At 33.2% G+C, this 12,587-nt stretch carries 12 protein-coding genes; 1 reads left to right on the forward strand and 11 read right to left on the reverse strand.

Annotated elements, in window-relative coordinates:
• Positions 1 to 8: 8 nt before the first annotated feature.
• The 9 genes from ndk to cmk all read right to left on the reverse strand — a co-directional run bounded on the left by ndk (position 9) and on the right by cmk (position 8,526).
• Entirely contained in the window at positions 9 to 458 is a 450-nt protein-coding gene (gene ndk / locus AC3WQX_RS04570) for a nucleoside-diphosphate kinase (protein ID WP_023350242.1), read from the reverse strand.
• Positions 459 to 602: 144 nt separating this feature from the next.
• Positions 603 to 1,562, reverse strand: coding sequence for a polyprenyl synthetase family protein (locus AC3WQX_RS04575; protein ID WP_023350241.1), 960 nt, complete (start codon positions 1,560 to 1,562; stop codon positions 603 to 605).
• Position 1,563: 1 nt separating this feature from the next.
• Positions 1,564 to 2,289, reverse strand: coding sequence for a demethylmenaquinone methyltransferase (locus AC3WQX_RS04580; protein WP_002433785.1), 726 nt, complete (start codon positions 2,287 to 2,289; stop codon positions 1,564 to 1,566).
• A 1-nt stretch (position 2,290) separates the two neighbouring features.
• Positions 2,291 to 2,863, reverse strand: coding sequence for a hypothetical protein (locus AC3WQX_RS04585; protein WP_023350240.1), 573 nt, complete (start codon positions 2,861 to 2,863; stop codon positions 2,291 to 2,293).
• A 434-nt stretch (positions 2,864 to 3,297) separates the two neighbouring features.
• Positions 3,298 to 3,570: an HU family DNA-binding protein gene (locus AC3WQX_RS04590; RefSeq protein ID WP_002433931.1), complete on the reverse strand. Its 273-nt coding sequence runs from the start codon at positions 3,568 to 3,570 to the stop codon at positions 3,298 to 3,300.
• A gap of 170 nt (positions 3,571 to 3,740) precedes the next feature.
• Positions 3,741 to 4,739 (reverse strand): NAD(P)H-dependent glycerol-3-phosphate dehydrogenase, encoded by a 999-nt coding sequence (locus tag AC3WQX_RS04595; RefSeq protein WP_023350239.1) that lies wholly within the window; start codon positions 4,737 to 4,739, stop codon positions 3,741 to 3,743.
• A gap of 19 nt (positions 4,740 to 4,758) precedes the next feature.
• Positions 4,759 to 6,069, reverse strand: a complete 1,311-nt coding sequence (gene der / locus AC3WQX_RS04600) for a ribosome biogenesis GTPase Der (protein WP_023350238.1) — start codon at positions 6,067 to 6,069, stop codon at positions 4,759 to 4,761.
• 212 nt (positions 6,070 to 6,281) lie between these two features.
• The gene (rpsA, locus tag AC3WQX_RS04605) at positions 6,282 to 7,460 is read right to left on the reverse strand and encodes a 30S ribosomal protein S1 (protein WP_002453288.1); all 1,179 of its coding nucleotides are present in this window, start codon (positions 7,458 to 7,460) and stop codon (positions 6,282 to 6,284) included.
• A 406-nt stretch (positions 7,461 to 7,866) separates the two neighbouring features.
• On the reverse strand, positions 7,867 to 8,526 hold the full coding sequence (gene cmk, locus AC3WQX_RS04610; RefSeq protein ID WP_002433890.1) for a (d)CMP kinase: 660 nt from the start codon (positions 8,524 to 8,526) through the stop codon (positions 7,867 to 7,869).
• 77 nt (positions 8,527 to 8,603) lie between these two features.
• Between cmk and AC3WQX_RS04615 the strand changes: the two genes are divergently transcribed.
• Positions 8,604 to 9,572 (forward strand): asparaginase, encoded by a 969-nt coding sequence (locus AC3WQX_RS04615; RefSeq protein ID WP_002433810.1) that lies wholly within the window; start codon positions 8,604 to 8,606, stop codon positions 9,570 to 9,572.
• 56 nt (positions 9,573 to 9,628) lie between these two features.
• Here AC3WQX_RS04615 and ypdA read toward each other — a convergent pair whose 3' ends face one another.
• A complete protein-coding gene (ypdA, locus tag AC3WQX_RS04620; protein ID WP_023350237.1) occupies positions 9,629 to 10,615 on the reverse strand; it encodes a bacillithiol disulfide reductase YpdA in 987 nt (328 codons plus the stop codon).
• A 189-nt stretch (positions 10,616 to 10,804) separates the two neighbouring features.
• The gene (gene ebpS, locus AC3WQX_RS04625; RefSeq protein ID WP_023350236.1) at positions 10,805 to 12,451 is read right to left on the reverse strand and encodes an elastin-binding protein EbpS; all 1,647 of its coding nucleotides are present in this window, start codon (positions 12,449 to 12,451) and stop codon (positions 10,805 to 10,807) included.
• Between the last annotated feature and the right edge of the window lie 136 nt (positions 12,452 to 12,587).

The raw sequence follows: 12,587 nt of genomic DNA on the forward strand, positions 1-12,587 counted from the left end.
TATATTTTTTATTCGTATAACCAGTCTTCTCTTGGTGATGTATAATCAGCAATTTCATTGCTATTAAACCATAAACTAATTTCACGTTGCGCTGATTCTACAGAGTCAGAACCATGAATAATGTTTCTTCCAACTGTTAAACCAAGATCGCCTCTAATCGTACCAGGTGCGGCTTCAGAAGGATTAGTACTACCGATAATGTGACGAGATACTGCGACAGCATCTTCACCTTCTACAACCATCGCAAAAACAGGAGCTGAAGTTATAAATGAAATTAATTTTTCATAGAAAGGTTTACCTTCATGTTCGCTGTAATGCTTCTCAGCTAATTCAGTAGGTACTTGCATCAATTTACCACCAACAAGTTTTAACCCTTTGTTTTCAATTCTTGAAATAATTTCTCCAATTAAATTTCTTTGTACTGCATCTGGTTTGATCATTAAAAATGTACGTTCCACTTTGCGTGTCCCCCCGTAAGTTGTGTTTCATTCATTTACCGAAATATGTATAGGTTTATTTCCTATCGAACAAGATAAGCTTTTATCCTGCCACCATTTCATAGTAACAGGATAGTGAAGCGCTTTCAATACTTTTCACAGAACTTACTTATTTCTACTGCCCATTTTTTTAATGAGTTTTTTAAATAAATTTTTATTAGGTCCCTCTTCTAATTCCTCAATTAAAGCAATTGCTTTATTTAAATACTTCTCACTTATTGCTTTAGATTCTTCAATGTTATCGGATTTTCGAATAGTTTGAATACATGTATCGAAATCAGATTGAGGACTTTGAGCATTTAAGTTAGTGATTTTTTGTTTGAAATCCTTATTCTTTCTCATTTCTAAAAGTACTGGCAAAGTAATATGACCGTTCATCAAATCGCTACCTACAGGTTTGCCCAATTTCTTTTCTGAGCTTGTGAAATCCAAAACATCATCAATGATTTGGAAACTCATTCCAATATAATGACCAATAAGTTTCAATTTGCGTATAGTTTCTTTAGAAGCACCAGAAGTAATTGCACCTACTTCAGTAGCTAATTGAATCAGTAAAGCAGTTTTACGATTAATACGACGCAAATAATTTGTAATATTTTGTTCGCTATTAAATTGATCTTGAAATTGAAATAACTCTCCCCTACATACGTCTACAATAGAGTTAGAAATAATAGAGTGAACGCGAGCATCTTTAATCTCAGATAGATGTTGAAGACCTAATGCAAGTAGGAAGTTTCCTGTTAATATAGCAGTGGTTTGATCCCATTTTTTAGAAATTGTAGGACGTCCTCGACGCTTGTCACTCTTATCAATAACATCATCATGGACGAGAGTAGCCATATGAATGAGTTCTAGTGCTACAGCCACACGATAGGTATCTTCTGAAGTACCTTCACTTGTGCCAAACTGACTGCTTAAAATTACAAAAACAGGACGTACTCTTTTACCACCTGAAGATAATAAGTGGAAAGAAGCCTCTTCTAGAGTTTGATCCGTACTTTGAATCGCACGTTCCAAACGTTCTTCAACTTTTTTTATTTCATTATTAATGTTTAACTTTGCCACGTTAATCACCTTTGGTAGAATCTTTTTCTTTATAGCCAAGGTGCATTGCAGCAACGCCACCTGTGAAGCTACGTACTGTTATATCATTAAATCCTGCTTCAAAGAATAAACGTTTTAACGTTTGCTTATCAGGAAAATTAAATGTTGATTGCTGTAACCATTCATACTCTTCTTTAGACTTAGCGAACATTTTACCGAATATAGGCATTACAAACTTGAAGTATAAGCTATAAACTTGTTTGAATAATGGTAAAGTAGGTTGACTTGTTTCAAGGCATACTACCATACCACCTGGTTTTAGTACACGGTGCATTTCTTGTAATGCAACAAGATAATCTGGTACATTTCTAAGTCCAAATCCAACTGTCACATAATCAAATGTATTATCATCAAATGGTAAGTTCATAGCATCACCATGAACAAGTTTCACATTGTTTAATGAAGATGTTTTTTCTTTTCCAACTTCTAGCATGTTCTCGCTAAAATCTAATCCAGTCACATGTCCCTTGTTGCCGACTGCTTTACTTAATGCGATTGTCCAATCAGCAGTGCCACAACAAACATCTAATGCTTGACTACCTTCTTTAACACGCATGTGTTTCATCACGTGTTTTCTCCAAACTTTGTGTTGTTCAAAGCTAATAATATTATTTAATCGATCATATTTTTGAGAAATATTTTGGAATACTGTATGTACTTGTTCTTTTTTTGCTTGATTTTCACCCATGTTAATTACCTCTTCTTTTTATATAGCTTTGATTAATTGTATTGAAATATTGGTCGATTGCTTGTTCATCATATTGATTTAAATATGAAGGATAATAGCCATCATCATTGTTAGTTAATTCATAGAATAAAGCGTACTTATCAACTTTCTTTCCAAAATGAGCAAGCGTAATATAAGGGAAAAGTACTTCAATATCAATGATAGCTTCACTTATCTCATATTCTGACAATGTTTGCTGATGAAGTGAAGATTTTAATTCATTTACTTTTACAATAGCTTCACTCATTGATAATTGATAAGAAAGATCATTAATTTCTGCTAATAACGTATAATAATGAGCACTTAGCAAATCTCCAATTAAAATTCCATTTTTAGATAAGTTATTCTTAGCAATATCATCTAGATGACTCATTGAAGTGTCAATAGTGAGGCAAGCAAGCTTAGCTTTTTCAGGAATAGAATATGAATCAAGTAAATTTCCTAAAGAAGAATTAATATGAATTGATTCGTAATCGTTTATACCTTTAAGCCTTTGTTCTATTTGTTTATTTAGTTTGCTTATTGTCGTTTCCATGTTCACACCTCACGATATTATCATAATAATATTAACATTATATGTATGAAATTAAAATCTATAGGAGTTGTTCTTTTATGTAAAACTCCATTTGTTTAAAAGTGTTGATGTAAATATTACTCTTAATGTTATATATGTAAAAAAATTGGGAGTAGAATAAAAAACTAATTCCTTTGTTAGCTTCATTACTCTACCCCTATTTAGTCAATTTATTTTATTTAAAAAGAAAATTAAGTATGTAAAAAAGAATACCTACTATTAAATAATATTAGGAATACATTAGTCTTTGACTAATGCATAAAACCAACTAATAACAACACAGTTGTAAAATGAACGCATTAGTCTTTGACTAATGCATAAGAACACCTATTTATTAATAAATAAAGGTGTTCTAAAAATAAAAAAAGCCCCTGTGGGGCTTTTTGTAAGTAAAATTATTTAACAGCATCTTTTAATGCTTTACCAGCTTTGAATGCTGGTACTTTACTTGCAGGAATGTCAATTTCTTTACCTGTTTGAGGGTTACGACCTTTACGAGCAGCACGTTCACGTACTTCGAAGTTACCGAAACCGATTAATTGTACTTTTTCACCTTTAGCAAGTGATTTTTGGATTGATTCGAATACAGCGTCAACTGCTGAACCAGCTTCTTTTTTAGTTAAGTCTGCTTGTTCTGCAACTGCATTGATTAAATCTGTTTTATTCATTATGAATTCACCTCCTGAGGTTTTATAATGATATATTAAATATCATTATGTTTTGACTTTAACACACTGATTACTGTCATCGCAACGATTTATGCGTCAGAAACATTGATTTTACGCGTTTCATGATGAATTTTTTGAATATTCCTTCTAAAAGTGTAATTATACACTTATTATTCAGCTTTTTTATCTCTACCCATAAGCTCTTTAACGCTCTCATTAACGGGTACATCTTCAAATAGTACACGATATAATGCACTTGTAATAGGCATATCTACATGTTCTTTTTTAGCTAAATGATAAACAGATTTAGTCGTATAAACACCTTCGACTACCATTTTCATTTCTTGTAAAGCTTCATCCATTGTTTTACCTTGTCCTAATTTAAAGCCAAGCGTATAGTTTCTTGAATGTGTTGAGGTACATGTCACGATCAAATCACCAATACCTCCTAATCCTAAGAAAGTCATTGGATCAGCACCTAATTTTTCTCCTAGACGACTAATTTCTGCTAAACCGCGCGTCATTAGCGCAGCTTTAGCATTATCACCGAAGCCCATACCCGCTACAATACCGCTAGCAACGGCTATAATATTTTTGAGTGCGCCTCCAAGTTCAACACCCACCAAGTCATTATTAGTATAAACACGTAAATAATCATTCATAAATAGATCTTGGATTAAAGCACTGATTTTCTCATCCTTAGAAGATGCTGCTACAGTAGTGGGTTGTTTAATAACTACTTCTTCTGCATGACTTGGACCTGAAAGAACACCAATACCCGCATTGTGTTCTGATGAAATAGAATCATCTATCATTTCAGACACACGTTTAAATGTACCATTTTCAATTCCCTTAGCAACGTGTATAAATGTTTTTTTAGAAGTAAGCAGTTTATCAATATTAGTAGCTACTTCTCTCATTGCTTTCGTAGGTAGAGCCATTAGATAAACATCTGCATGTTGTATTGCTTCTTCAAGATGAGTTGTTGCTTGAATCGTTTCATCTAATTTAGCATCTTTTAAATAATTTTTATTCATATGGTGCGTATTTAATTCGTTAACACTATCGTTGTTTTTTCCCCACATTAATACGTCGTGACCATTTTGGGCTAAAACATTAGCAAGTGCAGTACCGAAACTACCCATGCCAAAAACTGTTATTTTTGTCATAATTAAATCCCCTTTTTAATTAATTTCTCTTTCTAGGAATAATATGGATTGGCGTTCCTTCGAAACCAAACGCATTTCTAATTTGATTCTCTAGATAACGTTTATATGAGAAGTGCATTAATTCTACATCATTAACAAAAACTACAAAGGTAGGTGGTTCTATTGCAACTTGTGTTGTATAGAATACATTTAATCTTCGCCCTTTGTCTGTTGGTGTTGGATTCATTGAAATTGCATCCGTTACGACTTCATTAAGTGTTGAGCTTTGAACACGTTTTTTATGATTTTCACTTGCCTCAGTTATGTATGGGAAAAGTGTTCTTAAACGTAAGCTCTCTTTAGCTGATACAAATGCAATTTGAGCATAATCCAAGAATTGAAATTCATTTCTAACATCTTCAGTGAACTTTTTCATTGTTTTGCTATCTTTTTCAACGGTGTCCCATTTATTTACAACAATAACAATTGCTTTACCTTCTTCATGAGCATATCCAGCTACACGTTTATCTTGTTCAATAATACCTTGTTCAGCATCGATGACGACAAGTACGACATTTGAACGTTCGATTGCTTTTAAAGCGCGTAATACTGAATACTTTTCAGTGGATTCATAGACTTTCCCCTTTTTACGCATACCTGCAGTATCAATAAGAACATAATCCTGTCCTTCATATGAATATTCAGTATCCACAGCATCTCTAGTTGTACCTGCAACATTTGAAACGATAACACGCTCTTCCCCTAGAATTGCATTAACTAGACTAGATTTACCAACATTTGGTCTACCTATAATAGAAAGTCTAATTGTATCTTCATCATAAGGATCTTCGGTTTCTTCGCCAAAGTTCTCAACTACGACATCAAGTAAATCCCCAAGTCCTAAGCCATGTGACCCAGATATTGGATAAGGATCCCCAAAACCTAATGAATAGAAATCATAAATATCATTACGCATTTCAGGATTATCTACTTTATTTACTGCTAATACAACAGGTTTCTTAGATTTATATAACATTTGTGCAACCATTTCATCACTTTGTGTAAGTCCTTCTCTTACATTCACCATGAAAATGATAACATCCGCTTCATCGATAGCAATTTCTGCTTGTGCACGTATTTGAGTTTGGAAAGGTGCATCCCCAATTTCAATACCACCCGTATCAATGATATTAAATTCATGAGTTAACCATTCACCAGAAGAATAGATACGGTCACGTGTTACGCCTGGGGTATCTTCAACAATCGATACACGTTCGCCCACTACTCTATTAAAAATTGTAGATTTACCAACATTAGGTTTGCCTACAATTGCAACTATCGGTTTAGTCATAAGGTAACTTCCTCTCTTTCTTAATCTCTATAATTTTATCACATGAATGCGCTTATTCAAAACTTCATTAGATGTTTATCGTCATGTATAAAGGGCTTTTTCCAATTTCATAAAAAATAAAACTCCAATTAATGTTCTAAGAACTACTTAAAGTTCTAAGACTTAATTGGAGTTTTATAATATAAAATATACAAGAAAATTAATCGATAATATTAAAATTTAAGGTCTTTAAATTTATCTCCGAAAACATCCCCTAAAGTTGGGTTATCTTCATCATTATCATTTTCTAAATAAGATTGTGTTGTAGATTCATCACTTTCGATAACATCTTCTTTAGGTAATGTAGCTTTAATTGATAAAGAAATTCTTTCATTTTCTTCATCTATTCCTAAGATTTTAACGTTAACTTGTTGACCTGGTTCTAATTTTTCACTAGGTGAACCAATATGTTTATGGTCGATTTCAGAAATATGAACTAAACCTTGTACGGCAGGTGCAATTTCTACAAATGCACCGAAGTTAGCTAAACGTACAACTGTACCTTCAATAACGTCATCTTCGTGGAATTTACCTTTGATATTTTCGAAAGGTGTTGGTAAAGTGTCTTTAATTGATAATGAGATACGCTCAGAATCTTTTTCGACTGATTTGACTTTGACTTTTACATTGTCACCTACAGATACAACTTGTTCAGGTGATTCAACATGTTCGTGTGATAGTTCTGAAACGTGAACTAAACCATCTACACCACCGATATCAATGAAAGCACCAAAGTTAGTTAAGCGAGCTACTTTACCGTCAATAACGTCACCTTCGCTTAATGAATCTAATAATGATGCTTTTTTAACATCATTTTCAGCTTGTTCTACAGCTTTACGGCTTAAAATGACTCTATTGTTTTCAGGATCTAACTCTTCCACTTTAATGCGAATAGTTTGTCCATCAAATACAGAGAAATCTTCAATGAAATCAGTTGAAATTAGTGAAGCTGGTACGAATCCTCTTTGACCAACATCTACGACTAATCCACCTTTTACTACTTCAGTAACTTCAGCTTCAATCACTTCATCATTATCAAGTTTTTCTTGTAAATATTCATATGATTTTTCAGTTTCAAGCTGTCTCTTAGATAAAATATACGCGCCTGAGTCGTTTTCTTCATCGAACTCAATTTTAGTGACGTAAGCTTCAACCTCATCGCCGACTTTAACTACTTCACTTGGATTTTCGATGTGGTGAGTAGAAAGTTGACTGATTGGGATGATACCATTAAATTTACCACCGTTGATGTGCACAACAACTTGTTTATCTTCAACTTGTTGAACCTCACCAGTGACTTTGTCACCTTCTTTAATATCATTAATCATTGATTCATTGAATTCTTCAGTCATCTTGTTTGCCTCCTTATACACTACATAATTATAACATCTTATAAACTGACAGAATTGTCAAGAAATTCTACTTTAAATATACTTTCTTATTCAAGTTAATCACTTAAGAAAGTTGACTGTCAGTCATTAGCCAACCACTTCATTTAATATTATGGCTTAGATTATGATTTAAATCTTTTAAATGCATCCATCAATTCCTTAATATTATTTCAATGATATCTACTTATTAAGATATGTTAAATTATAAATTTGAAAAAATATAGTTTGTAACTATTCACGGATGCAAATCTTATTTTCCAAGTTAATTATATAGAACATTAATACTTAGTTAAACTGATATGCTTAATAAAAAGACTATAATCATATACCAAGTGGTACATCAATTATAGTCTTTAATAACTTATACTTATTTAAGATGATCTACCATAGATAAAATTTCGTTAGTTACTACTTCAATAGACTTTCCAGTTGTATCTAATGTGATTGCATCGTCAGCTTTCTTTAAAGGTGAAATCTCTCTATTCATGTCGTAGTTATCACGATCTTCAATTTCTTGTTTTAATTGCTCTAGATTAGATTCAATACCACGTAATTCATTTTCCTTTTGACGACGTTCTGCTCTCTCTTCAACGGAAGCAATCATGTAAACTTTAAGTTCAGCATTAGGCAATACAACCGTACCTATATCTCTTCCATCCATAACAATCCCTTTTTTGGCTGCTAAATCTTTTTGAATTTGTACTGCAAATGAACGAACAGGTTCTTTTGAAGCAACGTAAGAAACATGATTAGTGACGTCATTTTCTCTCAAATAATCAGTCACATCTTTCCCATCTAAAATAATTCTTTGTCCTTTTTCTTTATCATAAGTTAATTCTAACTCAGTACTTTGAATTAACTCGTCAAAATTACTCGGTTTGCCATTTTGTAAGTATTTATATGTTATGGCACGATACATTGCTCCTGTATCAACATATATCATAGTTAAACGGCTAGCAACTTGCTTAGCAATGGTACTTTTCCCTGCAGCTGCTGGACCGTCTAATGCAATATTGATTGAACTCATTATTCATTAACCTTCCTTGTTGTTTTGTAAATATTATTTTATCATAAAAAAGTAAAAGATTAATAGGAGGAAAGACAATGAAAAAACTCCTTGTTATACATACTGGTGGCACTATTAGTATGTCACAAGATGCTTCAAATAAAGTTGTAACCAATGATGATAATCCTATATCAAAACATCAAGATATCATTGGTCAATACGCTCAAGTGGAAGAAACACATTTATTTAATGTTCCTTCTCCCCACATGACTATAGAAAAAGTTACTCAACTTCAACATAAAATTATTCAATGCGTTGAAATAAGTGAATATGATGGTTATGTTATTACTCATGGAACTGATACTTTGGAAGAAACAGCATTTCTACTCGACTTATTACTTGAAATTGAAGAACCTGTTGTTATTACTGGAGCCATGAGATCCTCTAATGAAATTGGTTCTGACGGTTTATATAATTTCATTTCTGCAATAAGAGTTGCTTCTTCTAATGATGCCTCAGGAAAAGGCGTAATGGTGGTCTTTAATGATGAAATACATACAGCTCGAAATGTAACCAAAACCCACACTTCTAATATCAATACATTTCAAAGCCCTAACCATGGACCTCTTGGGGTTTTAACAAAAGATAGAGTACAATTTCATCATCATCCCTATCGTCAATCTTCTTTTAAGATGATAAACCATCAATTGTATGTGCCTCTTATTAAGTCTTATATGGGAATGGGTAGTGACCTTTTAGAGTTTTATGCGAACCAAGGTGTCGACGGTATAGTCGTAGAAGCTCTCGGGCAAGGTAACTTACCCACTACATGTTTACATGGACTTAAGCAAATCCTTGATAACGACATCCCTATCGTTCTTGTTTCAAGATCGTTTAACGGTATTGTAAGTCCTGTCTATGCTTATGAAGGTGGCGGTGCTGATTTGTTTGAAAAGGGTGTTATATTTTCAAATGGATTAAATGGACCTAAAGCAAGACTTAAATTATTAGTTGGTCTAAGTCAAAATATGAATCATCAAAAATTAAAAAATTATTTTGAAGAATAATTTATAAAAAACGAGTTGTATTCCTCTAAGTCAAGGTATACAACTCGTTTATTTTATTATGACTCAAGTGGTGTTTGTTTTTTACTAAGTATACTTTGTGTAATAATGCCACCGTGGTATTTACCATTTTCAATGAAGATAGTATTAGCATCATTACCTGCGGCAATGACTCCTGCGATATAGCAATTTTCAACGTTTGTTTCATACGTTTCACGATTGTAAACAGGTGCTGTACCATATTCATTAGTATTGATTTCTATACCAATAGATTCTAGGAAATTGTAATCAGGATGGTAACCAATCATTGCGAACACGTAATCATTTGGAATCTCAATTGTACGTCCATCCTTTTCATAAGTGACTGTATCTTCAGTAATTTGTGTTACATTAGCGTTAAATTCCATAGTTATTTTTTCATGGTTAACGAGTGATTCAAAATTTGGTAATATCCATGGTTTAATCGCTTTTGGATATCTTTCACCACGATAAATGACTGTTACATTTGCTCCAGCTTTTTCTAACTCTAAAGCTGCGTCTACTGCAGAATTTTTACCACCAATAATTACCACATTTTGATTGAAGTATGGGTGTGCTTCTTTAAAGTAATGAAATACTTTAGGTAATTCAGCGCCCTCAACCTCTAATTTATTATGTTGGCCGTAATAACCTGTCGCGACAGTTAAAAATTTGCATTCATAAACATCTTTAGTTGTTGTAATGGTAAACTTATTATCAATTTTTTTAACTGTTAAAACTTCTTCAAATGGATGTATGTTTAATTGATGATGTTTAACAACTTCTCTGTAATAGACGAGCGCTTGATTTCGTCTCGGTTTACTTTCTTCGACAATAAATGGAATATCTCCGATACTCAACTTATCACTTGATGAAAAGAAAGTTTGATGAGTTGGATAATTGTAAATTGATTCTACAACATTCCCTTTTTCTATTACTAAAGTTTCAATCCCTTTTTTCTTCTGCTCTATAGCAGCGCTTAAACCGCATGGGCCACCACCAATTATAATGCTTTCAACTCTTTGCATGATTTGCCCTCCTTTAATCACCAAATTATTATATCAGTTATTAATGATTTTAGCTAAGCATGAAAAGAATAAAATTAAAAAAATTGAGTATATTCATGTGAATATAAATATAAAAGAATGAAGTTAAATTAAAAAACGTTCTCTTGGCAATTGCCGAGAGAACGTTTTTTTTAGTGTGCTTTATGGTTTCTATTGAGGAATAACTAACGTTTGACCGTTATGAATGTCATTACTACTTAAACCATTAGCACGTTTGATTTTATCAACATTTTGCTGAGTACCCTCACCGTAATACTGGATTGCGATACGGTATAGGTTTTCTTTACCGTTTACAGTATGAGATTGTTGACCTTGGGTATTTTGTTGATTGTTATTGTTACCTTGTGTAGAGTTACCATTATTTTGTTGATTATTTTGTGTACCTTGGTTTTGGTTGTTAGCAGTACCGTTTTGGTTAGATGAATTATCTGTGCTATTTGCATTTTGATCTGAACCAGCAGCACCACCGTTAGCACTATTACCATTTTCATCTGAATTTGAAGCGCTATTATTTGAAGAAGCTTTATCTTTGTCGCTGTCTTTATTGCCATCTTTATTTTTATCTTTGTCTTTGTCTGAAGAAGCTTTATCTTTATCATTTGCCTTTTTATCAGAATCTTTCTTACTTTGGTCAGAAACTTTATTATCATCGTTTTTACTATTATTATGATTGTTTAATGCCATTCCACCAAAGATAGCAATTGCACCAAGTATAAGCACTGCAGCAATCAGTGGTAATAATATCTTCATTATTCCACCTTTTTTCTTATTGTCACGGTTATCATTTCTACGGTCATAATTGCGGTCGTCTCTATTGTTGTTTCTATCGTCTCTACGCCCATGGTCATGTTGATTGCGATTATCTTTATGTTTGTCATGTTCATGTTTTGCTAATCCAGCAGCTCCAGCGGCACCTGCAGCGCCAGTTCCAACAGCAGCAGCTTTTTTACCTTTACCAGATTTCTTATCATGATCTTTATTATCATTGTTACGTCGTTCATGATCGAAATCTTTGTCATGTTGGTTATTGCGTTTGTCATTAGTGTCATGATGTTGATCATGACTAGCATGTTTGTCTTCATGATTTTTATTTTTCTCATCATGGTGATGTTTAGCAACACCGGCAGCACCCGCAACGCCAGCAACACCTGCACCTGCGGCAGCAGCTTTTTTACCTTTACCAGATTTCTTATCATGACGTTCTCTATCTTCATCAAAGTCTCGCTCTTCGTGGTCTTGTTGACGACGATGATTGTCATCAGTTAGATCATTATTATGACCTTCATTAACTTTAGGTCCAGGACGAGCACCTGCTTTTTTATTAGAATGTTGAGCAGCGTTACCAGTAGCTCCAGCACCTGCAGCTCCACCAGCTATAGTTGCATCTTTTCCGCTACCTAATCTATCATCTTGTGCACCTTGGTCTTCACGCACGTTATTACTTGAACGGTTTAAATTTCCATCATGATCGTGTTGACCGTGGTCTGTGCGAGATGCTGTGTCGTAATTATCGTTTTCACCATTATGTAATGATGCTTCATCATAGCGATCATCTAGTGAATTATTTTCATTCGAGTTGTCGTTACGGTCATCTTGTTGTTTATTATGATTAGTAGCAACATCACGACGTCTCTTACGACGTTGTGCGTTTCTAGGAGGAAATTGTTGATTTGATTTATCCTCGATATTTTCTTTTGATTCATCTTGCTGTTCATCGTTTACACGATTGTTGTGTTCTTCTGGATCAATAGATTGACGATTTTTTTCAAAATCATCTTTGAAACTATTATTAGACACAAACATCATCCTTTCTTTGTTTAAGTGAATTTAATAACGTTACATTTAATATACCCACGAATAAGTGTGAATATGTATGAAATTTAAAAATATTTAATACATTTAAATAAGTCTTACATTTTAATTATAGCTTGAT

The organism is Staphylococcus sp. FW104-15G4D (genome assembly GCF_058790135.1).

Bases quoted from the DNA above. Each gene is read 5' to 3' on its own strand.
- AC3WQX_RS04580 (WP_002433785.1), bottom strand. From the start codon at position 2,289: ATGGGTGAAAATCAAGCAAAAAAAGAACAAGTACATACAGTATTCCAA.
- AC3WQX_RS04585 (WP_023350240.1), bottom strand. From the start codon at position 2,863: ATGGAAACGACAATAAGCAAACTAAATAAACAAATAGAACAAAGGCTT.
- AC3WQX_RS04590 (WP_002433931.1), bottom strand. From the start codon at position 3,570: ATGAATAAAACAGATTTAATCAATGCAGTTGCAGAACAAGCAGACTTA.
- AC3WQX_RS04595 (WP_023350239.1), bottom strand. From the start codon at position 4,739: ATGACAAAAATAACAGTTTTTGGCATGGGTAGTTTCGGTACTGCACTT.
- der (WP_023350238.1), bottom strand. From the start codon at position 6,069: ATGACTAAACCGATAGTTGCAATTGTAGGCAAACCTAATGTTGGTAAA.
- rpsA (WP_002453288.1), bottom strand. From the start codon at position 7,460: ATGACTGAAGAATTCAATGAATCAATGATTAATGATATTAAAGAAGGT.
- cmk (WP_002433890.1), bottom strand. From the start codon at position 8,526: ATGAGTTCAATCAATATTGCATTAGACGGTCCAGCAGCTGCAGGGAAA.
- AC3WQX_RS04615 (WP_002433810.1), top strand. From the start codon at position 8,604: ATGAAAAAACTCCTTGTTATACATACTGGTGGCACTATTAGTATGTCA.
- ypdA (WP_023350237.1), bottom strand. From the start codon at position 10,615: ATGCAAAGAGTTGAAAGCATTATAATTGGTGGTGGCCCATGCGGTTTA.